Annotated in this window: 21 protein-coding genes; 8 read left to right on the forward strand and 13 right to left on the reverse strand. The window is 62.8% G+C overall.

The features are described 5' to 3' along the window. Nucleotides 1–68 precede the first annotated feature (68 nt). The 3 genes from C6W91_RS01945 to C6W91_RS01955 all read right to left on the reverse strand — a co-directional run bounded on the left by C6W91_RS01945 (nt 69) and on the right by C6W91_RS01955 (nt 2,976). Nucleotides 69–521 (reverse strand): GAF domain-containing protein, encoded by a 453-nt coding sequence (locus tag C6W91_RS01945; protein ID WP_274839829.1) that lies wholly within the window; start codon nt 519–521, stop codon nt 69–71. 73 nt (nt 522–594) lie between these two features. Then, the gene (locus tag C6W91_RS01950; RefSeq protein WP_274839828.1) at nt 595–1,641 is read right to left on the reverse strand and encodes an alpha/beta hydrolase; all 1,047 of its coding nucleotides are present in this window, start codon (nt 1,639–1,641) and stop codon (nt 595–597) included. 162 nt (nt 1,642–1,803) lie between these two features. After that, entirely contained in the window at nt 1,804–2,976 is a 1,173-nt protein-coding gene (locus tag C6W91_RS01955) for an acetyl-CoA C-acyltransferase (RefSeq protein ID WP_065273626.1), read from the reverse strand. A gap of 97 nt (nt 2,977–3,073) precedes the next feature. Here C6W91_RS01955 and C6W91_RS01960 point away from each other — a divergent pair, with 97 nt between their 5' ends. The 3 genes from C6W91_RS01960 (at nt 3,074) to C6W91_RS01970 (ending at nt 5,913) form a co-directional block, all read left to right on the forward strand. After that, nucleotides 3,074–3,418 (forward strand): STAS domain-containing protein, encoded by a 345-nt coding sequence (locus C6W91_RS01960; protein ID WP_065271849.1) that lies wholly within the window; start codon nt 3,074–3,076, stop codon nt 3,416–3,418. A 36-nt stretch (nt 3,419–3,454) separates the two neighbouring features. Further along, nucleotides 3,455–3,892 (forward strand): ATP-binding protein, encoded by a 438-nt coding sequence (locus tag C6W91_RS01965; RefSeq protein ID WP_065271850.1) that lies wholly within the window; start codon nt 3,455–3,457, stop codon nt 3,890–3,892. Between the two features lie 443 nt (nt 3,893–4,335). Further along, the gene (locus tag C6W91_RS01970; RefSeq protein ID WP_065273627.1) at nt 4,336–5,913 is read left to right on the forward strand and encodes a gamma-glutamyltransferase family protein; all 1,578 of its coding nucleotides are present in this window, start codon (nt 4,336–4,338) and stop codon (nt 5,911–5,913) included. 63 nt (nt 5,914–5,976) lie between these two features. Here C6W91_RS01970 and hspQ read toward each other — a convergent pair whose 3' ends face one another. Continuing rightward, nucleotides 5,977–6,303 (reverse strand): heat shock protein HspQ, encoded by a 327-nt coding sequence (gene hspQ, locus C6W91_RS01975; RefSeq protein WP_065271851.1) that lies wholly within the window; start codon nt 6,301–6,303, stop codon nt 5,977–5,979. 85 nt (nt 6,304–6,388) lie between these two features. Here hspQ and C6W91_RS01980 point away from each other — a divergent pair, with 85 nt between their 5' ends. Then, nucleotides 6,389–7,276, forward strand: coding sequence for an AEC family transporter (locus C6W91_RS01980; RefSeq protein ID WP_065271852.1), 888 nt, complete (start codon nt 6,389–6,391; stop codon nt 7,274–7,276). A 56-nt stretch (nt 7,277–7,332) separates the two neighbouring features. After that, nucleotides 7,333–7,920, forward strand: coding sequence for a lytic transglycosylase (locus C6W91_RS01985; protein WP_065271853.1), 588 nt, complete (start codon nt 7,333–7,335; stop codon nt 7,918–7,920). Between the two features lie 324 nt (nt 7,921–8,244). Here C6W91_RS01985 and C6W91_RS01990 read toward each other — a convergent pair whose 3' ends face one another. The 4 genes from C6W91_RS01990 to C6W91_RS02005 form a co-directional block, all read right to left on the reverse strand. After that, nucleotides 8,245–8,835: an outer membrane lipoprotein carrier protein LolA gene (locus C6W91_RS01990; RefSeq protein WP_065271854.1), complete on the reverse strand. Its 591-nt coding sequence runs from the start codon at nt 8,833–8,835 to the stop codon at nt 8,245–8,247. 79 nt (nt 8,836–8,914) lie between these two features. Further along, nucleotides 8,915–11,929, reverse strand: a complete 3,015-nt coding sequence (locus C6W91_RS01995; RefSeq protein ID WP_065271855.1) for a DNA translocase FtsK 4TM domain-containing protein — start codon at nt 11,927–11,929, stop codon at nt 8,915–8,917. 115 nt (nt 11,930–12,044) lie between these two features. Beyond that, nucleotides 12,045–13,226: an aminotransferase class I/II-fold pyridoxal phosphate-dependent enzyme gene (locus tag C6W91_RS02000; RefSeq protein WP_065273628.1), complete on the reverse strand. Its 1,182-nt coding sequence runs from the start codon at nt 13,224–13,226 to the stop codon at nt 12,045–12,047. A gap of 134 nt (nt 13,227–13,360) precedes the next feature. Next, on the reverse strand, nt 13,361–14,692 hold the full coding sequence (locus C6W91_RS02005) for an amidase (protein WP_065271856.1): 1,332 nt from the start codon (nt 14,690–14,692) through the stop codon (nt 13,361–13,363). Between the two features lie 137 nt (nt 14,693–14,829). Between C6W91_RS02005 and C6W91_RS02010 the strand changes: the two genes are divergently transcribed. Then, on the forward strand, nt 14,830–16,056 hold the full coding sequence (locus C6W91_RS02010) for a UbiH/UbiF/VisC/COQ6 family ubiquinone biosynthesis hydroxylase (RefSeq protein ID WP_065271857.1): 1,227 nt from the start codon (nt 14,830–14,832) through the stop codon (nt 16,054–16,056). A 108-nt stretch (nt 16,057–16,164) separates the two neighbouring features. Here C6W91_RS02010 and C6W91_RS02015 read toward each other — a convergent pair whose 3' ends face one another. Genes C6W91_RS02015 through C6W91_RS02025 form a run of 3 tightly spaced genes read right to left on the reverse strand, consistent with a single transcriptional unit; the run spans nt 16,165 to nt 17,963 of the window. Further along, entirely contained in the window at nt 16,165–16,359 is a 195-nt protein-coding gene (locus tag C6W91_RS02015) for a Trm112 family protein (RefSeq protein ID WP_065271858.1), read from the reverse strand. After that, nucleotides 16,356–17,000, reverse strand: coding sequence for an LON peptidase substrate-binding domain-containing protein (locus C6W91_RS02020; RefSeq protein ID WP_065271859.1), 645 nt, complete (start codon nt 16,998–17,000; stop codon nt 16,356–16,358). Before C6W91_RS02020 ends, C6W91_RS02015 begins: the two co-directional genes overlap by 4 nt. Before the next feature lie 27 nt (nt 17,001–17,027). Continuing rightward, nucleotides 17,028–17,963: a tetratricopeptide repeat protein gene (locus C6W91_RS02025; RefSeq protein WP_065271860.1), complete on the reverse strand. Its 936-nt coding sequence runs from the start codon at nt 17,961–17,963 to the stop codon at nt 17,028–17,030. A gap of 74 nt (nt 17,964–18,037) precedes the next feature. On the opposite strand from C6W91_RS02025, the gene C6W91_RS02030 reads away from it, so the two are divergent. After that, nucleotides 18,038–18,559 carry a DUF6653 family protein gene (locus C6W91_RS02030; protein WP_274833089.1) on the forward strand — a complete coding sequence of 174 codons (522 nt, stop codon included), beginning with the start codon at nt 18,038–18,040 and terminating at the stop codon, nt 18,557–18,559. Between the two features lie 206 nt (nt 18,560–18,765). On the opposite strand, the gene C6W91_RS02035 is transcribed toward C6W91_RS02030, so the two are convergent. Both C6W91_RS02035 and C6W91_RS02040 read right to left on the reverse strand, forming a co-directional pair. Beyond that, complete coding sequence (locus C6W91_RS02035) at nt 18,766–19,554, reverse strand: exodeoxyribonuclease III (protein ID WP_274839827.1); 789 nt, start codon at nt 19,552–19,554, stop codon at nt 18,766–18,768. 290 nt (nt 19,555–19,844) lie between these two features. Beyond that, nucleotides 19,845–20,531 (reverse strand): response regulator transcription factor, encoded by a 687-nt coding sequence (locus tag C6W91_RS02040; RefSeq protein WP_065271862.1) that lies wholly within the window; start codon nt 20,529–20,531, stop codon nt 19,845–19,847. A gap of 171 nt (nt 20,532–20,702) precedes the next feature. Here C6W91_RS02040 and ribA point away from each other — a divergent pair, with 171 nt between their 5' ends. Further along, complete coding sequence (gene ribA, locus C6W91_RS02045; RefSeq protein ID WP_274839826.1) at nt 20,703–21,791, forward strand: GTP cyclohydrolase II; 1,089 nt, start codon at nt 20,703–20,705, stop codon at nt 21,789–21,791. Nucleotides 21,792–21,795 lie beyond the last annotated feature (4 nt).

Raw genomic sequence — 21,795 nt, forward strand, 5'->3', positions numbered from 1 at the left:
CTTTTTCACGCTGACTCACATCGCGTGAAATTTCAAAGTATTTTTTCACGGAAACCGCAGAAAGCCTGTCAGGCGGCAAAGACCTGTTTGAGGATGGCGCCCAGCTGATCCGCATCTTCCTGGGTGAAGGCATCGGGCTGGTCGCTGTCGATGTCAAAGACGCCGATTACCTCGCCCGCCTTGTTCCAGACAGGCAGCACCAGTTCAGACCGGGTGGAGGAAGCACAGGCGATATGGCCGGGGAAGGCCTCGACATCCGGCACCAGTTGCACTTGTCCGCTGCGCGCCGCCGCGCCGCAAACGCCGCGCGAGAACGGGATCTGCAGACAGCCGTGGCCGCCCTGATAGGGGCCGATTTTCAGCAGCTCGGGCGCCACCACGCGATAAAACCCGGTCCAGTCGAACCGGTCATCGCTGTGATGCACCTCGCAGGCGACGGTGGCCATCAGGGCGACCTCATCGGTTTCGCCCTCGGTCAGGGCGGCGATGGTCTTTGCCAAAGTGGTGTAATCGAGGCTCATCTGGTCGGCTCCCGGGTCGGTCTGTTCTGGTGCTGCTGTATCCCGCGCGGGCGCAGCCGACGCAAGGCCCCCTTCACGCGGCGGTGTTCAGCGCGCCCCGCAGCCAGCCTGCAGCATCGGATATGGCTTCATCCGCCTGCGGGATCACCTTGGTCAGGTTCAGGAAGCCGTGGATCTGCCCCGGATACTGCTTCACCGTGACGGGAACGCCTGCCTGCTCCAGCGCTGCCGCATAGGACAGGCCATCGTCCCACAGGGGATCATGCCCCGCCACCAGCACGAATCCCTGCGGCTGCCCGGCCAGATGTGTCGACATCAGCGGCGATATCTCGGGCGCCAGACGGTCCTGACCTTGGGGAATATACTGATCCATGTACCACTGCATCCGCGGCAACGACAGCAGCGGGTGATCCTGCAAGGCCTGCACCGAGGCCGAGGTGAGCCGCGCATCCACAGCCGGATAGATCAAGAGCTGCGCCCGGGGCAAAGGTTTGCCCGCCTCCGACAGGCTGTGCATCAGGCTGGCCGTCAGATTCGCCCCCGCGCTGTCGCCCCCGACAGCAATGCGCGCCGGATCGATGCCAAGATCCACGGCCCGCTCCAGCAAGGCCAGATAGGCGGCCAGCACATCCTGCGCCGCCGCCGGAAAGGGATGTTCCGGTGCCAAACGGTAGCTGACTGAAACCACCCGCACCCCGGCCCGCGCCGCCAGTTTCGCACAGAGCGCATCATGGGTGTCGATACTGCCCTGTATCCAGCCACCACCATGCAGGTAGATCAGCGTCGGAAAGCTCTGCGCCCCGTCGCATCCGCCGGGGACATAGACACGCGCAGGCCGGGGACCATCACCGCCCGGCAGGGTCATATCGTTTCGCGTAACCGGTTCCCGGCAGGGGGCATCGAATTTTTCCACAAAACCGGCCAGTTGCACCCGGCTTTCCTGGACCGTCGGCTGGGCTGCGGGATCGCGCACCAGACCAACCAGATCCGCAACCGCCTGCGCCTTGGGATCGGCCTGCCGCCCATCGACCACGGGCAAGGCCCCACCATAAAGCAGGCGCACCGCGCTCTCGGGCAGCAGCACCCGCAGCAAGGCCCAGATCAACTTCACTTTCTTCATTGGAAATCCCCCGCACTGAAATCACCTGCACCCCGCCAGAATTCACGGCGGAGACAGGGCTACTCTGCGGAGGAGAGGGCAACCGCGCAAGCCACGGCAGGCTGCAGGCACATAAAAGGGCAGAGAGGTCGCCCCCTCTGCCCTTCACTCACTGATCCGCGATTAGACCCGTTCGATAGCGATGGCGGTGCCTTCGCCGCCACCGATGCAGATCGCCGCAACACCGCGTTTCAGCCCGCGTTTTTCCAGCGCATTCAGCAGCGTCACCATGATCCGCGCACCGGAGGCACCGATCGGGTGACCCAGCGCGCAGGCGCCGCCGTTCACATTCACCTTGTCGCGGGAAATGCCCAGCTCGTGCATGAAGGCCATGGGCACGACCGCAAAAGCCTCGTTCACTTCCCACAGATCCACATCCTCGACCGACCAGCCGATCTGTTTCAGCAGTTTCTGGGCCGCCGGAACCGGTGCGGTGGTGAACCATCCTGGTGCCTGCGCGTGGCTGGCGTGGCCCATGATCCGCGCCCGCACCGTCAGACCCTTTGCTTCTGCCGCCTCTTCCGAGGCCAGCACCAGCGCCGCCGCCCCGTCCGAAATCGACGAGGCATTCGCTGCGGTCACAGTGCCATCCTTGCGGAAGGCCGGTTTCAGGTTCGGAATCTTTTCCGGGCGGGCCGACTGGGGTTGCTCATCGGTGGTAATGACCTGTTCACCACTGCGGGTGTGCAGCGTGACCGAGGTGATCTCATCCGCAAAAGCACCGGTGCGTTCGGCGTCGAGCGCGTTCGACAACGAGGCCAGCGCGTATTGATCCTGCGCTTCGCGGGTGAACTGGAACTTCTCGGCGCAATCCTCGGCGAAGGTGCCCATCAGGCGCCCCTTGTCATAGGCATCCTCCAGACCATCGAGGAACATGTGGTCGATGACCTGCCCGTGACCGATCCGCGCACCCCCGCGCATCTTGGGCAACAGATAGGGCGCATTGCTCATGCTCTCCATACCGCCCGCGATCATCGTGTCGGTGTGACCAAGAGCGATCTGATCAAAGGCAATCATCGCCGCCTTCATGCCCGATCCGCACATCTTGTTGAGCGTCGTGGCCGGGACCTCTTCGCCCAGACCGCCTGCAAAACCAGCTTGCCGCGCGGGCGCCTGCCCCTGCCCCGCGGGCAGAACGCAGCCCATCAGAACCTCATCGACGGTGTCGGTTCCGGCCCCGGCGAGCGCTGCCTTGATCGCGGCGCCACCCAGTTCGGCAGCAGTCACGCCATCGAAAACGCCCTGGAACCCACCCATGGGGGTGCGCGCCGCTCCGGCAATTACAACGTGTTTCATGAAATTTTCCTCCAATCGTCGAAATTATCCATACAGAATGCTAAGGTTTGAGGTCTAGAGTCAGTGTGAAGTACAGAGAGACCCTCGGGGAACAAACATGAGCTTATCCAGTACGGTAACGGACGGTGCGCAGATCGTCACAGTGAATGCGGAGCGGATCGACGCGGCCATCGCGATTCGGTTCAAGGAAGACATGCGCTCTGCCACCGAAAGCGGACCCGACCGCGTGATCCTGGACCTGTCCGAGGTCCAGTTCATCGATTCCAGCGGTCTTGGCGCCATTGTCGCAGCCATGAAACAGCTTGGCAGCGGTCGCCGCCTTGATCTGGCTGGCCCGACCCCGATGGTGGAAAAGGTTTTCCGCCTCACCCGGATGGACACGATTTTCGATCTATATGGCTCGCTGACCGAAGCGATGTCTGAACCCAAAGTCGGCACGTGATTCCGTATATGATCCTCCGCGCAAAGCGAGAAACGAATGGTTGAAACCTTTGCCTGCTCGTTCACGGCAACAGAGCTTGATGCCCGGTCCGGCATTACGCAGGTTGTGAAACGGCTGCGCGGACTGGGCATCCCCGAGTTGCGGGTCGATGAAGTCCAGATCGCGCTGGCCGAAGCCGTGAACAATGTGGTCGAGCACGCTTATGCGGGCAAGACCCCGGGAGACGTGCGGATCCGCTGTTCCCTGGAACCTGAGCGTCTGTGGATCAATATCACCGATGCCGGAGCCCCCTTCCCCGAAGGCGAACTGCCCGAAGGCAAGCCTGCAAATCTGGATGTGGCGCCGGAAGATCTCCCCGAAGGTGGCTTTGGCTGGTTTCTGATCCGGGAGCTGACAAGCGACATCCACTATGAACGCAGCGCCGGCAACAACCAGCTGTCCTTGTGTTTCGAAATTCAGGTGACCCGGGCCTGACCCCCGTTACCTGCCCCCTGTTTTGATCTGGTACCGACCTGTCGCTGTACCAGCGGCAGAGCTTTTATTGCTCCAAACCCGTATTTTCTAAAGCGTCCTGCCAATAGCACGCCGAGTGCGCCGAAGGGGTGGCTCCGGACTTCGCCGCAATTGCGCCACATATTTACCCCTAAATCGCCTGTAAAGTGTGCTTTCTGTTACATCATAAGCTTTTGATAGCTGTCCCTGGCGCTACGTTCCACTGCCCCCATCGTGCATGTTGCGCCGGGGAACATCCTCTCCCCTTCCACTGCATGCATGGAAATCTCAGCCCCGGTTTTGCACCGCTACCGGCAATGGCCGTCTTTTGATGCGCCGAAGACGCGACAAGCATGGATGCCTTTCGCATTGCCTTCGGCGGCGAAGCCACTAGTGTTTCGCTGCTAGTCAAGAGGGAGAGGCATATGCGCGATTTTCAACAACCCGGACGCTCTGCGGTCTTTGCACAGAACGGTATCTGCGCCACATCGCACCCCCTTGCGGCCGGTGCCGCCATCGACATTCTGAAACGCGGCGGCAACGCCATGGATGCGGCCATCGCTGGGGCGGTTCTGCTCGGCATTTGCGAGCCGCAGATGACCGGGATCGGCGGCGATTGCTTTGTGCTTTATACCCGTCCTGGCAGCGATGAAATTCACGCGCTGAACGGGTCCGGCCGGGCACCTGCCGCCGCCAATGCCGCAGATCTGCGCGCCGAAGGGCTGAGCGCCGTGCCGCTGCGCAGCCCGCATGCGGTTACCGTGCCGGGCGCCATCGACGCCTTTTGCCACCTGTCGCAGACCGAAGGCAAACTGGGCCTTGATGCGATCCTGTCCCCCGCAATCCACTATGCCGAAACCGGCGTTCCGGTAGCGCCGCGTGTTGCCTTTGACTGGGCCAATGACGCGGACACCCTGCAGGGCGCGGCCCGCGACAGCTATCTTATCGGGGGCAAGGTCCCGACCGTTGGGCAGATCTTCCGCGCCCCGGGCCAGGCCGAAGTTCTGCGCCGGATCGCCAAGGACGGTCGCGATGCCTTTTACACCGGTGAAATCGCCGAAGACATGGTTGCCGCGCTCAACGCGCTTGGCGGCGTGCACACGGTTGATGATTTCGCCGCTACCGCCTGCATGTCGGTGACGCCGGTTTCCGGCGATTACAAAGGCACCGATCTGGTCGAGCATCCGCCGAACGGTCAGGGTGCGACCGCCATCCTGATGCTGAATATCCTGAAACATTTCGACATCGCGGGCATGGACCCCTTTGGCGCCGAACGCGCCCATATCGAGGCCGAAGCCGCCAAGCTGGCCTATGATGCCCGCAACCGCTTCATCGCCGATGCCGATCACACCACCCGGCTGGACCACATGCTGGCGCCCGAAACCGCGGCCAAACTGGCCGCACTGATCGATCCGAAACGCGCCATGGCCGCCGCCGCCCCGCTGAGCGAGGCCGTGCACAAGGATACGATCTATATCACCGTGGTCGACAAGGACCGCATGGCCGTGTCGCTGATCTACTCGATCTTCCACGGCTTTGGCTCGGGCATCGCCTCGGACAAATTCGGCATCCTGCTGCAGAACCGGGGCGCCGGTTTCACCCTGGAAGAAGGCCACGCCAACGAATTGGGCGGAGGCAAACGGCCGATGCATACGATCATCCCCGGAATGCTGCGCCAGAACGGGCGTGTGACGATGCCTTTCGGTGTGATGGGCGGTGCCTATCAGCCCAATGGCCACGCGCGTTTCGTCTCAAACCTTACCGATTTCGGCATGGAGCCGCAGGCCGCCATGGACGCACCGCGTAGCTTCTCGGACGCAGGTGTCATGAAGGTCGAGCGTGGCTATTCCGACAAGGTGCGTCAGGAGCTGACCGAGATGGGCCACAAGGTGGAGATCCCCGAAACCGCGATTGGCGGCTCGCAGGGCATTCGCATCCACGATGGCGATCTGCTGGAAGGCGCCAGCGATCCGCGCAAGGATGGCTGCGCGCTCGGCTACTGATCGGGCATCACCGGTGCTTCGCTGCAGCAAAGGCGCAGCGGGGCACCGGACGCGATCCGGCGATCAGTTCAGCTGGTATTGCAGGGAATAGGCCGCGCCGTCGAATTTGCCGAACATTTCCGACAGATCCGGATGGCTGATCGGTTCACCGGAATAGTCCGCAACCAGATTCTGCTCGGACACATAGGCCACGTAATAGGTCTGATCGTTTTCGGCCAGCAGATGATAGAAGGGTTGATCCTTCACCGGCCTGCTTTCTTCGGGAATGGATTCGTACCATTCCTCGGTATTTGCAAAGGCTGGATCGACGTCAAACACCACCCCGCGGAAGGGATGCTTCCGGTGGCGGACGACCTGGCCCAGGTTATATTTTGCGCGCGTTCTCAACATGGTCTTGCTGCCCCCGTCTTTTGTTACTAACGCGGATGCGCGGCAGATGTCCAACTCTTGAGGCAAATTTTCGAGGAAACAGACTGTGAACCTTGCTCTGACAGTGCTTGAAATCGTGGCCCCCGTCTTCCTGCTTGCCGGGGTCGGGTTCGCTTGGGTGCGGCTTGGATTTGAGTATCGGATTCAATTTGTTACCCGTCTGGCCATGACGCTGGCGGTGCCCTGCCTGATCTTCACGGCGCTGATGAAAACCGAGCTGGACAAGGCCGCGATCGGCTGGTTCGTGCTGGCTGCCCTTGCCGGGCATGCGCTGCTGGCATTGGCAGGCGCAGCACTGGTGCGCGTGATGCAGCTGGAGCGGCGCAGCTATCTGGCGCCCTTCATTTTCGGCAATACCGGCAACCTTGGCATTCCGCTGTCGCTCTTTGCCTTTGGCGAGGCGGGCCTTGGCTATGCGGTAGCGATGCTCGCGGTTTCTGCAGTGCTGTCCTTCACCTTTGGCATCTATCTGGTCGCCGGTGAAGGCGGCGGCGGCAAGGCGCTGCGTGAACCGATGGTCTGGGCCACGCTTCTGGGGGCACTCTTTCTGTGGCAGGGCTGGCAGACGCCGCAATTCCTGACCAATGCGCTGGATCTGATCGGGCAAATGGCAATTCCACTGATGCTGATCACCCTTGGCGTTGCGGTAGCGCGGCTGACACCGGGCAAGACCGGGCTTGCCGTGTTACTGTCGCTGATCAAGGTCACGCTCAGCGCGGCCATCGGCTGGGGGCTGGGGCTGGCATTCGGGCTCGATTACACGGCATTCGGCGTTCTGGTGCTGCAGCTGGCAACGCCCGTGGCGGTGACTTCTTACCTGCTGGCCGAAAAATTCGAAGCCGATGCGCAGGCGGTTGCTGGCATGGTGGTGGTTTCCACGCTGATGTCCGTTGCAGCTCTGCCTCTCCTGCTGTCCCTGCTTCTGGAATTGTGATTTCATCCACAGGCGCAATTCGCTAGACTGCCGCCAAAATAAAAAAGGCAGAGGCAATGAGCAGAATCATCGTCGCCCTGATCCTCCTGTTGGCGGTTGCCTCCTGTGGGGGTGGGTACAAGTCCCCGCCGCGCAATCTTGATAATGCCTGCAGCATTATCAAACAGCGGCCTGAATACCTGAAAGCCTTCCGCGCGACCGAACGGCGCTGGGGTGTTCCAGTGCACGTGCAGATGGCCACAATCTATCACGAGAGCCGTTTTGACGGCGATGCCCGCACGCCGCACAACTATCTTCTGGGCGTCATCCCGATGGGCCGCCAGTCCAGCGCCTATGGCTACAGCCAAGCCCTGGACGGCACCTGGGACGATTACCGGCGCGACACAGGACGCCGTCGGGCCAAGCGCGACCGGATCAAGGATGCCGCGGATTTCATGGGCTGGTACATGAACAAGAGCCGCGAAAAGAACGGCATCGCGCTTTATGATGCCCGCAATCAGTATCTTGCCTATCACGAAGGGCACAGCGGCTATGCCCGCGGCAGCTACCGTGCGAAATCCTGGCTGATGCGGGTGGCGAGCAAGGTGGAATCTCGCTCCTTGATGTATCAGGCGCAACTGGCCACCTGCCGTAAGTTCCGCTGACCCTCCGGGCACGTGCCACAACGAATTGGTTCCCGTCCGGGCTGCCCCAGGGAAACGCTTAGGGGGCACTCCCGCCAGTCTCGAACCCTTCTGCGAAGGCCCTCCCCCGTTGGGCCCGGCACCGCCTGACGGCGGTGCGACCCGCGCCACGGGCGCCAGTGTTCCACGGAATGTTCAGATATCACCGAGCGCGCCACGCCTTGGCGTGGCGCCCGGCCCAACACCGCCAAGGGGTTCGGGCAAAGCCCGGGCACCTGCGGGGGCGGGAGCATTCAGCTGTATGATTGACGGCCTACCGGCTGCCGAGGTCAGACTCTACAGTAGTCAGCGGGATCCGCTGCCTGCGCCCGTGGTGAAGAGGAAGGAGGATAGCTTGCCCCCGGTTTCCAGAGCGCCCAGAACCACCGTCGTGCGGCCCCCGGCGCTGTCATGCACAACCCATTTGCGCAATTCGACCGGGTCATCGGTGAACATCAGCTCCAGCCCGCCGTATTCGGGGTTCTCCGGGTCCTGCGCCTGAAGGATCGTTGTCGTTCCGTCGAACTGATGGCCCACAACCATATCGGCCTGTCCCAGATCCACAGTTTTGGCCAGGATGATCGACAGCGGCGTACGCTTCAGCGGATAAGTCTCCGGCGGCTGGTTCGATTTCGGATCGTGGATCACCACCGACCCGGCCCCGGCCACCACCGTGGCGCCATTTTCGCCATCATATTCGAACCGCATCCGGCCCGGCCGATGGATATACAGCTTGCCAGTGGACAGCGTGCCATCATCGTTGATCTGGGTAAAACTGGCTTCGGCCGTGGTCATGGCGTTCAGGTAAGCCGACAGTTCCGACAGGCTCAGCTTCTCTGCCGCCCAGGCAGCAGGGGCACACAGGATCAGCGCCGCGACAAGTGCAATCTGTTTCATGACCCTTAGATAAGCCCTGACTGTGGAAAAGGAAGAGCCACCCGCCGCTGCGGGAGACCCTGCGCACCCATCCGCCGATCTACTGTTCGGGGACTAGGATTTCCCGTTTGCCGACATGGTTCGCCGGAGACACCAGCCCTTCGTCCTCCATCTGCTCAACCAGACGCGCGGCCTTGTTATAGCCAATCGCCAGTTTGCGCTGGATGTAAGAGGTAGAGCACTTGCGGTCCTTGATCACGATCTGCACGGCGGAGTCATACAGCGCATCCTCGCCCGTGGTATTGCCGCCGGTGGACAGCCCCAGAACCGCGTCGATGTCGTCGGCCTTCTCGTCATCCGGGCCATCCAGAACCGTGCCCACATAGGCAGGCGGGCCGAATTGCTTCAGATGGGTGACGACTTCCTCGACCTCTTCATCCGACACGAAGGGACCGTGGCAGCGGGTGATCTTGGCGCCGCCCGCCATATAGAGCATATCACCCATCCCCAGCAGCTGCTCGGCGCCCATTTCGCCAAGGATGGTGCGGCTATCGATCTTGCCGGTCACCTGGAAGGAAATCCGGGTGGGGAAGTTCGCCTTGATGGTACCGGTGATCACATCGACCGAGGGACGCTGAGTGGCCATGATCAGGTGAATGCCCGAAGCCCTCGCCATCTGCGCCAGACGCTGAATGCAGGCTTCGATTTCCTTGCCAGCCACCATCATCAGGTCGGCCATCTCGTCGACGATCACAACGATATAGGGCAGTGCCTCGGGTGCGAACTCTTCGGTCTCGAACACTGGCTCGCCGGTGTCATCGTCAAACCCGGTCTGCACTGTGCGGGAGAACATCTCACCCTTGGCAAGCGCCTCTTTCACGCGACCATTGTAGCCTGCGATATTGCGCACGCCCATCTTGGACATCTTGCGATAGCGGTCTTCCATCTCGCCCACGACCCATTTCAGGGCGACGACCGCCTTTTTCGGATCGGTCACAACAGGCGACAGAAGATGCGGGATGCCATCATAGACAGAGAGTTCCAACATCTTGGGGTCGATCATGATCAGGCGGCATTCATCCGGTGTCAGCTTGTACAGCAGTGACAGGATCATGGTGTTGATCGCCACCGATTTACCGGATCCGGTGGTACCCGCGATCAATAGGTGCGGCATCTTCGAAAGGTCCGCCACCATGGCGTCGCCACCGATATCCTTGCCCAGCGCCAGCGGCAGGTTCTGGGTGCCATCGCCATAATCGCGGCTCGACAGGATTTCGCGGAAGCTGACCATTTCCCGTTTTTCATTGGGCAGTTCGATGCCGATCACCGAGCGGCCCGGCACGGTCGAAACACGCGCCGACAGGGCTGACATGGAGCGGGCGATATCATCCGCCAGACCGATCACCCGGCTGGCCTTCAGGCCCGGCGCTGGTTCCAGTTCGTACATGGTGACGACGGGGCCGGGACGGACCGAGACGATCTCACCCTTGACGCCATAGTCATCGAGCACCGATTCCAGCATCCGCGCGTTCTCTTCCAGCGCCTCATCGCTCAGATGATGACGCTCGACCGCGGCAGGATTGGCCAACAGCGACAGCGGCGGCAGGTCGAAATCACTGGAATCGTTCTCTTCAAAGGCCAGCCGCGGCTGGGCTTCCGCCTTGGCGCGGGTCGATGGCTCCGGCGCGCGGCGCTGGGGCTGCTCCACAACCACCTTGCGCGGCTCTGCCACCGGGATGGTCAGGCCCTCGGCGGGTTGCTCTGCGCGAGCCGTGATCGCGGGCTCAGCGGCTTCAGCAGGCGCGTGGGTCGGCAACTCCTCGGCTGGGACCCGATCGGGCTCCAGATCGGCGCCATATCCGGTGTCTGCTGCAGGCGCCCCAACGGTCGGCGCGGGCGGAACCTGCGACAGCCCGGGGGCGGCAGGCGCCTCGGCACTGAATTCTGCCGGAGCAGCAGGGGCATGCGCTGCGGTCAGTGGTGGTTCGGGCGGCAGCCCCGCATGGGGCGCGGGATCGGGATTGAAGACCAGCGGCTCAGGGCGGCGACCGCGCCCCTTGGTCAGGGGCAGGTTCGGATCGGGTTCCGGCGGCTGCCCAGCAGCGCGACGCACACGCACGGCATTTGCGATCTTCTGCGAAATCCGGTCATCACCCGGCAGATCCTCATCACTGATCTGCGGTGCGCTCTCGACCAACTCGGGCTGCGGCATCGGCGCATTAGCCAAATCGGGATCAGCGCGGCGGATCAGATTGGGCACCCGAGAGAACAATCCGGTTTTTGTCGGTGCGGCAGGCGCTGCGACCTCGATCGGCGGAGGCGCAGTCACATCGGTTTCGAACATCTGAGGCTCTTCCTCCTCCTGTCCGAACCAGGCCGTATCATCTTCGGCGGCCCTTGCCTGTTCTGCGGCGGCAGCGCGTTTTTCACGATAGGACAGCGCCGCCTGGACACCGCTGGAGGCGCCACGGCCCAGAAGGCTGGCAAGCGTGCCATAGGCCAGGATAAGACCGACCAGCAGGAACCGTCCGGCCCGCTGCAGTTCCGCACGCGAAAAGCCGCAGACAAACGTGCCAAGCGCCAGCATGCCAATGGCCATCAGCAGCGACATCAGCTTGACCGCGAAATGCGAACTGATCGGCACCAGCGTCAGGAGCGCCCCCATCACGGTATCGCCAAACAGACCCCCAAGGCCAAAACTATGAGTGGCGCGCCATTCTGCGCCCGGCACCAGCGTCGCTGCATAGACCGAGCCCACGGCGATCAGAACCGGTGCAAAGACGATCCGCCCGATGACCCGCTCGGCGCCCTGATGCAGCAGGAAGCGAACACCCCAGGCGAGCAGCGTCACCGCGAGGGCCACGCCGCCCCAACCGACAACCATGAACAGCGGCGCCGCCACAGAAGCCCCCATCCGGCCCATCCAGTTCTGAACCGGCGCATCGGTGGAGACCATCCAGTTGGGATCATCCGGCGTATAAGAGCCGATCATCGCGGCGGCCATCAGGCCCAGCCCCAGAAGGGCGATCCCGATCAGTTCCTTACCGCGCTTTTCGATGGCTGCCTGCATGTTGCTGTCAAGCAACGGATCGCGGCTGCGGGTTTGAAATGCCATGCCTACCTCGGTTCCATTTTTTGGCGCCTGCCCCGCTTGTGCCGCGGGATCCTGGCATCCGGTGGTCTATTGATTTTGGCCGCGCGCCCCCAGCCGGGGCCGCGTGGCAGTCGTATCAGTACAGGCAGCTGCGCAGGGTGGTCAGCGCCGTCTGTGTTGCCTCCGCCGGGGCGACCAGCGCCACGCGGATATATCCTTCGCCCGGGTTCTGCCCCGGCGCGCCTTGCGCCAGATAGGCGCCTGGCAGCACCCGCACGCCGGTTTCCTGCCACAGCTTCAGCGCTGCCGCCTCGCCGCCGTCCTTGACCGGTAGCCACAGGAAGAACCCGGCTTCGGGGGACATGTAGCCATCCAGACCGTCAAACACCTGATCGGCGATCTGGTATTTCTCCTGATAGAGCGCACGGTTTTCCTCTACGTGCGCCTCATCGGCCCAGACACGCGCTGCCGCAGCCTGCAACGGGCCGGGCATCGGTGCGCCGCTATAGGCGCGCAGCTGTTTGAGGCGGGCAATGCATTCGGGGCCGCCCGCGATCAGACCAGCACGCAGCCCGGGCAGGTTCGAACGTTTCGACAGGGAGTTGAACAACACCACACGTTCGGGATCGGCGCCCAGTTCCTGCGCTACGGTCAGCGCGCCTACGGGCGCAGCGTCGCGGTAGATTTCGGAGTAGCATTCGTCGGCGAAAATGCGGAAGTCATGCTTTTCCGCCAGCCGGATCAGATCGGCCCAGTATTCGCGCGTGGCCACTGCGCCCTGCGGGTTGGCAGGCGAGCAGATATAGGCCACCGCTGTGCGGTCCAGCACCTCGGTGGGCAGGCTGGCGTAATCGGGCAGATGGCCGGTTTCGGCTGTGGCAGGCACAAACACCGGCTCGGCCCCGACGGAAATCGTCGCCACCATGTAGACCTGATAAAACGGATTCGGGATCAGCACCGCAGGGCGGGCGCCGTTCTTGGTTTCCGGGCACAGGGCCATCGCCGCATTGTAGAGCCCTTCGCGGGTGCCGTTCAGCGCCATTACCTGCCGGTCCGCATCCATCTTCACGCCATAGCGGCGCGCGATCCAGTCAGACATTGCGCCGCGCAGTTCCTCGGAGCCTTCGTTTGGCGGGTAGTTGTTAAACCCGGCCGCATTCTCCGCGATCACATCCGTGACCCAGGCGGGAAAGGTGTGTTTCGGCTCACCAATGGTCATATGCACCACATCCCCGCCGGGCGTATGGTGGTCTAGCAGCGCCCGCAGACGCGGAAACGCATAGGGCGGCAGGTTCGAAAACCGCTCTGGGAAGTTCATCACAATTGCCTCAGTTTCGGGATCATTAGCGCCCCGTTTGCAGATAAGGTACAGAGCGTGGGCGCCTGCGTCCAGCCGCATAGGGCACCCACGGTCCAGTTGTGCTTTTGCAACAACGTGCGATAGCCGTCAGATCAACACAGCGCCGCCTCGACGCTGGCCCCGATCCGCAACAGTGCCTCTTCGCAATCCGGTTGCCCCAATAGCTGCAAGCCGCAGCTGGGTTTACTCGTGGGCAAGGACAGCGCGCAAAGCCCCATCAGGTTGCCGATCCGGGTATTGCGCAGGGTCAGAAGATTGGCCCGGACGTAATAGTCATGATCGCTTTGCAGTTGTGCCATGTTCGGCGGCAGAATCGGGCAGGAGGGCGTTAGAACCGCGTCAAAGCCCGCCACCGCCTGATCCCAGACCATCCTGCATTGTTCCAGCTTGGCCCAGGCCGCCACATAATCGGGACCACTGTGCTGACCGCCAGCGCGGAACCGCTCCAGGATTTCGGCAAACATCAGATCCGGGCTCGCCTCGATCACATCCTTCCACAGACCATAAGCCTCTGTGGTATAAAGAATTCCGCTCAGGTCCATGGCGTCCTGCAGCTCCGGCACCTCCAGCGGTACGATCTCTGCGCCGGCCGCCTTCAGCTTGCCCAGACACTCCACATGGGCAGCGGCGACTTCAGGCTCCAGATCATCGCGCGCCACGGTGCGCAGATCGGCAAAGCGGCGCCCCTGCAGCGACGGTGGGTTGCGCAGGTCCGGCCCCTTGGTGCCCTCCAGCAGCCCCAGCATCAGGCCCGCATCTTCGACCGAACGCGCCAGCGGACCGACAGTGTCGAACTTCAGGCACAGAGGCACCACGCCCTCTAGGCTGATCCGACCTGCCGTGGTCTTAAGCCCCACAAGATTGTTCCAGGCCGAAGGGATGCGCACCGAACCGCCGGTGTCCGAACCGATGCCGCAGGCCGCCAGACCAAAGGCGACCGAAGCCGCCGCACCAGAGGACGATCCCCCCGGCGCCGCGCCTTCATCATTGACGCAGGGCGGGGTTTCCTTAACCGGGTTCAGTCCCAGCCCGGAGAAGGCAAGCTCGCTCATGTGGGTTTTGCCCAGGCAGACGGTGCCCATGGCGGTGGCATTGGCCAGAACCCGTGCGTCCTGATCCGGCACCCGGCCTTTGAGCAGGTCCGATCCCGCCTCGGTACCGGTTCCGGCACTGTCGAACAGGTCTTTCCAGCTGATCGGCACCCCATCCAGCGGCGAGCGCCGCAAATCCATCCGCGCCCGCTCGGCCGCGGCTTCCGCTTCGGCCAGGGCGCGCTCATGCGTGACCTCGGTATAGATCCGGTCGCGCAGCGGATGCGCGTCAATGGCCTCCAGATAGCATTTGGTCAGCGCAACAGGATCGATCTCCCCTGCCCCAATGCCGCGCCCCAGATCCGCAGCCGTCATCTTCAGCCAGTCCTGCATCCGCAAAGTCTCCCGTCGCGTGTTCCATATGTTTTGCCGGGGACGGTAACGGCAGCAGCGCTGAGGGACAATCCCGCGCACTCGCAAGACCGGACAATGCGATGGACATTCCGAATGCAAGGCGCATATTGCAGGGCATGAAGAACAGCTCCGATATCCTGATTGTCGGCGGCGGGCTGAACGGCCCTGCCCTGGCCCTGGCGCTGGCCCAGACCGGCCACAGCGTCACCGTCATCGATGCGCTGCCCAAGGTCGCCCTGAAGGACGAAGGCTTCGACGGGCGCGGCTATGCGCTGGCGCTGGCCTCCAAACGTCTGCTCGACCGGATCGGCGTTTGGCAACACGTCGCGGACAATGCGCAGCCGATGCTGGAGATCAAGGCCTCCGACGGACACGCCGGAGAGGGGCCCGCGCCGTTCTTCATCCATTTCGACCATACCGAGATCGAAGACGGGCCGATGGGCTATATGGTCGAGGATCGCTTTCTGCGCCGCGCCTTTCAGCAGGCGATGGAGGACGCGCCCCGGATCACCACGGTGAATGGCCGCCGCGTGGTGGCGCAGGCACCGGATCAGAGCGGCGTCACCCTGACGCTGGATGATGGCGCCGAGCTGCGCGGTCGCATGCTGGTCGGCTCGGACGGACGAAAAAGCGGCACCGCCGCCCGCGCCGGGATCAAACGCACCGGCTGGGACTACGGCCAGACCGCGCTGGTCTGCGCCATCGACCATGAAAAACCCCACCACGGCATCGCGCATCAGTTCTTCATGCCAGCGGGGCCGCTGGCCATCCTGCCCCTGCCCGGCAACCGCTCCTCCATCGTCTGGAGTGAAAAGACAGAGACCGCTGAAGCCATTCAGGGCCTGAACGACGCCGATTACATCGCCGCACTGAAACCCCGGTTTGGCGATTTCCTGGGTGAGATTTCTCTTGCGGGTAAGCGCTTTACCTATCCGCTGAACCTGACGCTCGCCAACAGTTTTATCGGGGACCGTATGGCGCTGATCGGCGATGCGGCCCACGGCATGCATCCAATTGCTGGCCAGGGTCTCAACGCCGGGCTGCGCGATGTCGGCGCCCTGGCCGAGGTGCTGACCGAGGCCACCCGGCGCGGCGAGGATATCGGATCATCGCTGGTGCTGGACCGCTATCAGCAGTGGCGCCGCTTTGACACCGCAACGCTGGCGCTGGCGACGGATACCTTCAACAAGCTGTTCTCGAACGACAACCCGCTGCTGCGGCTTGGTCGCGATATCGGCATGGGTCTGGCAGGCGCCGTCCCGGGCCTGCGCCGCGGCTTCATGCGCGAAGCCGCCGGGCTGACCGGCGATCTGCCGCGACTGTTGCAGGGCAAACCCATCTGATCAGGACGCAACCGCGCCGCGCGTTAGTGCGGCGCCGGACCTTAGGCCGCGCCTTTGTTTTGGCAAAGCCAAAGGACAGGCCGGACGCGGGAGTATCCAAGCTTCGCCTCACTCCAGCGGGCGGGCCTCGTCCACCAGCATCACCGGGATCCCATTGCGGATCGGGAAGGCCAGATTGGCAGGTTTGGAAATCAGCTCCTGCGCCGCGGCGTCGTATTCCAGAACTGCATTGGTCACCGGGCAGACCAGCGCCTCCAGCATGCGACGGTCAAAGGCGGGCGCGGCGGTGTGTTCTTCACTCATTGCAGGGGGTCCTCACTTGAACCGCTTCGCAAAGCGAATTCGATCAGGGTGACAAGGGTTTCGCGCCTTGTGGCAAGGCAGGGCGCCTCTAGCAAGGCCTGTTTGTCCTCGGGGTCGAAATCCAGCAGCATCGACAGGGAATTGATCAACAGCTCGTCATCGGCCTCCTGCAACGATTCCCAATCCGTCGACAGGCCGCGTGCCGCGAAAAAGCGTTCCAACAGCTCCAGCAGGTCCCCCCGTTCGAACCCGCAATCCGGTTCGCTCCGGCCCAGATCACCCTCAAAGCCGCTCCAGTTCACCTCGCAGCGGCGGTAGGGCGTGAAGCCATCGCATTCTTGCACCACCCGGAACCGGGATATCCCGGAGAGGGTGATCAGATAGCGCCCGTCATCGGTTTCGGAAAATTGCGATATGCGCCCGGCACAGCCGATGGCATGCAGCCCCTCGGCATCACCGCTGCGCAGCGGACAGGGCTGTACCATGCCGATCAGCCGCGTGCGCGTCTTCAGCGTGTCTTCCAGCATCTGAAGATAACGCGGTTCGAAGATATGAAGGGGCAGCTTTGACCGGGGCAGCAATAGCGCCCCGGGCAAGGGAAACACGGGAATCGTGTCAGGCAGATCTGCAGGCTTAAACATAGCCTTCAGTTTAGCGCGCAGGTGCCTTTAGGCAAATATCATCGAGCTCAGCTTGCGGCGCCCGTTCAGAACAACCGGATCGTTGGCAGGCAACGCCTCGAAGATGGTGAAGAGCTGCGCCTTGGCCGCGCCGTCGTTCCATTCGCGATCACGGCGGAACAGCTCCAGAAGTTCGGACACCGCCGCCTCGGCATCACCAGCCGCATGCAGAGCCTGCGCCAGATCGAAACGCGCTGCGTGGTCGGCCGGGTCGGCTTCGACCTTGGCGCGCAGATCGGCTACCGGACCGGCATTCTGCGCCTGACGGGCCAGCTCGATCTGGGCCCGAGCCGCTTCTATCTCGGCCGCGTCGGAAATCTCGGCAGGCGCGCCGTTCAGAATTGCCTCGGCCTGATCCAGATCTTCCATCGCGATATGCGCCCGCGCCAGACCACCATAGGCGGCGGCGTTCTTGTCATCCTCGCCCAGAACCGCGGCAAAGGTCTGCGCCGCATCGGCCGCTGCGCCTTCGGCGAGCATTTCCTCAGCCGCCTCCAGCGCCTCACCAAGGCCACCGCCTGCTTCCCCGCCTGCGGCCTCAATCACCTTTTTCAGGAAGGCGTCGATCTCGCTTGGCGGCAGCGCGCCCTGGAACATGTCGATCGGGCGGCCCTGCACAAAGGCCACCACTGTGGGGATTGATTGCAGCGGCAGCCCCTGCTGCGCCAGCGCCTGCGCCAGACGCTGGTTCTGGTCCACATCGATCTTGGCCATGGTGACCGCGCCATTGGCGCGCGTGACAGCCGCCTCCAGCGCCGGACCCAATGTCTTGCAAGGGCCACACCAGGGCGCCCAGAAATCGACGATCACCGGCGCCTGCATCGAGGCCTCAACCACGTCCTGCATAAAGGTCGCTTCTGTGACGTCCTTGATCAGATCACCTGCGGGCGTGGGCGCGCCTGCGCCTCCGAGAATATCCATCATGCTCTTGTTCTCCGTTTGGAACTTGCCCCCTATATGGAATCCCAAGGCCAAGAAACCAAGAGAGGAGTTGCCGCGTGCCGGTTCCGCGCATCGACATCTTTGCCCTGTCCGAGCGCCTGATGGCTATGGACGACGCGGCCTGGGCCCGTCACGCAAACCCGCTGAGCGTTTATAGCCGGGTGTCGATTCTCCCGCTTATGACCCTCGCGGTCTGGTCTCATCTCTGGCTCGGGTGGGGCGCTTTGGCGCCGGTTGCTCTGGTACTGATCTGGACATGGTGGAACCCGCGCGCCTTTGGCCCGCCAGCCACAACCGACAGCTGGGCAGCGCGGGGCACCTTCGGCGAACGGGTCTTTCTGAACCGTGCCAAGGTGCCGATCCCACCGCATCACGCGCAATGGGCCAGGATCCTGACCCTGGTCTCCGGGCTGGGCGTTGTTCCGTGGGTTTATGGGGTGTGGCAGCTGGACCCAGGTCTGACACTGTTCGGTCTCAGCCTGATGGTCGGCGGAAAACTCTGGTTCTTTGACAGGATGGTCTGGCTATATCAGGACATGCAAGCGCAACGCCCGGAATATGCAAAATGGCTGCACTGATGGCATGCCCTCCCGCGCCCGCAGACGCCCCATGGGGCGCCTTCATGCGGCCTTGGGCCGGGCAGCACGTTACCGCGCTGCTGTTTCTCCACGACGGTAACGTCTGAACACGGCACCGCGCCGTGCGTCAGCACGGCGCCCGGCCCAACTGCGGCGGGGCAATCAACGATTGCTCCAAAGCAGGCGGGAGCGCCCCCGCCCTGCGCCTAAAGGTCGAAGGTGGCAAAGACCGGTGCGTGATCGCTGGGTTTTTCCCAACCACGGGCGTCCCGCAGAACGCGGCTAGAGTGACCTGCGCTGGAAATGTCGCCCGTCGCCCAGACATGATCCAGACGCCGCCCCTTATCCGCTGCATCCCAGTCCTTTGCCCGGTAGGACCACCAACTATAGAGGCGCCCATCGGGGATATCCTGCCGGGTGATATCGACCCAGTCGCCTGCATCCTGCGTCTCGGCGAGGTGTTCGACCTCGACCGGGGTGTGGCTGACGATCTTCAGCAGTTTCTTGTGGTCCCAGACATCGTCTTCGCGCGGGGCGATGTTGAGGTCGCCGACCAGAATGGATTTCCGCGGCTTTTCGCCGTGGAACCAGTCCCGCATGCCAGTGAGGTAGTCGAGCTTCTGACCGAATTTCTCATTGATCTCGCGGTCGGGTTTGTCGCCGCCGGCCGGGACGTAAAAGTTGTGGATGGTGACGCCATTGTCCAGCTGACCTGCAATATGGCGGGCATGGCCCAAATCGGCAAAATCCATGCTGACGACCTCGGTGATGGGCATCCGCGACAGGATGGCGACGCCGTTGTACCCCTTCTGCCCTCGCGCGATCATGTGGGTATAGCCAAGCGCGGCAAAGCCCTCCATCGGGATCTTGTCGACCGGGCTCTTGCACTCTTGCAGGCACAGGACATCGGGCGCCTCTTCCTGCAGCAGCTTCAGCACGATCGGCTCGCGCAGGCGGACAGAGTTGATGTTCCAGGTGGCAAGGGTAAAGGGCATTGCGCGTCTCTTTCGTAACAGCGGGTCATGGCAGCGGCTCGGCGCCATTCTTGCCCTCCCGGCCCACCGGATACCAGAGCCTATTTCCCTGGCTTCCCCCATCACTCTCGGAAGTCCGCAGACAAAAAAAGGCCGGGCACAAGGCCCGGCCCAGTCCAACAGGGAGGTGCATATCATGACCCGGATATGCGCGGGATGGGATCAGGGTAAAGATGACTGACAGACAGATCTTTGATCTGCGTCAACAGCTTTTCCCCGCAGGTTTCAAGCCCCGAACTGTCACAATCCGGTCAGGTCGACAGGCGGTAGCCACCGGATTCCGTTACCAGAATACGGGCATTGGAGGGATCGGGTTCGATCTTCTGGCGCAGACGATAGATATGGGTTTCCAGCGTATGAGTGGTCACGCCGGCATTATAACCCCAGACCTCGTGCAGCAGCACATCGCGCGCCACCACACCGTCGTTCGACCGGTAGAGGAACTTCAGGATGTTGGTTTCCTTCTCGGTCAGGCGGATCTTGCGGTTGTCCTCTGTCTCCATCAGCTTCATCGCCGGTTTGAAGGTATAGGGACCCAACGCAAAGACGGCGTCTTCGGACTGTTCATGGGTGCGCAGCTGGGCGCGGATCCGAGCCAGCAGCACCGGGAATTTGAACGGCTTGGTCACATAGTCATTGGCGCCCGCGTCAAGGCCGAGAATGGTATCGGCGTCGCTGTCATGGCCGGTGAGCATCAGGATCGGTGCCTTGACGCCCTGTTTGCGCAGCAGGCGGCAAAGCTCGCGACCATCTGTATCGGGCAGCCCCACGTCGAGGATCACCAGATCATAGAGCGCTTCCTTGGCCCGCTCCATGGCGGCCTGACCGTTCTCAGCTTCGAAGACATCAAAGTCCTCGGTCATGATCAGCTGCTCGCTCAGCGCCTCGCGCAGATCGTCGTCATCGTCTACCAGCAAAATCTTCTTCAGTTGCGCCATGGCGGTGTCCTCCAGTTCGTGTGCAGACAGATGCGGTCAGCATCCCCCAACGACAAGGTATGCTGCAGAAGTTTCACGCCCTCGTGTCCGTCAGGCAGGAATTGTTTCACTTCCGTTGCATTTGGGCCTAGGTAAGGGCTGTTATAATGTCACGAACTTCCGGATGGTCGCATGAGCCTGATGCCCACCATGATTGAATTGCTGGCCCGCGCACGGGTCGATTTGCGCATGGGCCTGCCCGTGGTGCTGGAGGGTGGCGACAGCGCGGCGCTGGCGATTGCCGTCGAAAGCCTGACGCCCGAGCGGCTGACGGAGCTTCTGGCCCTTGGCCCGGTGTCGCTGGCGCTGACCGCCCGGCGCGCCGAAACCCTGAAGGCGCGCGCCTATGATGAGGATCTCGCGCGCATCCAAGTCCCCGCTCAGGCCTCCTTGCAGTGGATACAGGCGCTGGCCGATCCCGCCGATGATCTCAATACGCCGATGAAAGGCCCGCTTACCAGCCTGCGCGACGGATCCGCCGATCTGCACCGTCTGGCGATTGCCCTGGTGAAATCAGCGCGGCTGCTGCCCGCGGCGCTACTGGTGCCCGTCAACACGGCCCCCCAATTCGCATCCGAGCACGGGTTGACCCGAATCGCCCTGGCTGCTGCCGAACCGCTGCTCAGCCAAAGCTCACCCCTGCATCCGGTGGCCGCCGCCCGCCTGCCGATGGTCGCTGCCGAGGCGGGCCGGTTACACATCTTCCGCCCCGAAGACGGCGCCGAGGAACATTATGCGGTCGAAATCGGCCGCCCCGACCGCAGCAAACCCGTGCTGGCGCGGCTGCATTCGGCCTGTTTCACAGGGGATGTTCTGGGCTCGCTGAAATGCGACTGCGGACCGCAGCTGCGCGGGGCACTGGCGCAGATGGGAGAAGAAGGCGCAGGCGTGCTGCTTTACCTCAACCAGGAAGGCCGCGGCATTGGCCTGGCTAACAAGATGCGCGCCTACAGCCTGCAGGACCAGGGCTTTGACACCGTCGAGGCAAACCACCGGCTGGGGTTCGAGGATGACGAGCGCGATTTCCGCCTTGGCGCTGCGATTCTGAAAGAGATGGGATTCAGCTCCGTCCGGCTGATGACCAACAACCCCAACAAGATTGCCATGATGGAAAAGACCGGCATCGCGGTGGCTGAACGGGTGCCGCTGAAGGTCGGCGAAAACGCCCATAACGCGGGTTATCTCGCGACCAAGGCGGCGAAATCCGGGCATCTCTTGTGATGCC

Origin of the sequence: Phaeobacter sp. SYSU ZJ3003 (assembly GCF_041300735.1) — a bacterium.
Classification (GTDB): domain Bacteria; phylum Pseudomonadota; class Alphaproteobacteria; order Rhodobacterales; family Rhodobacteraceae; genus Phycobacter; species Phycobacter gallaeciensis_A.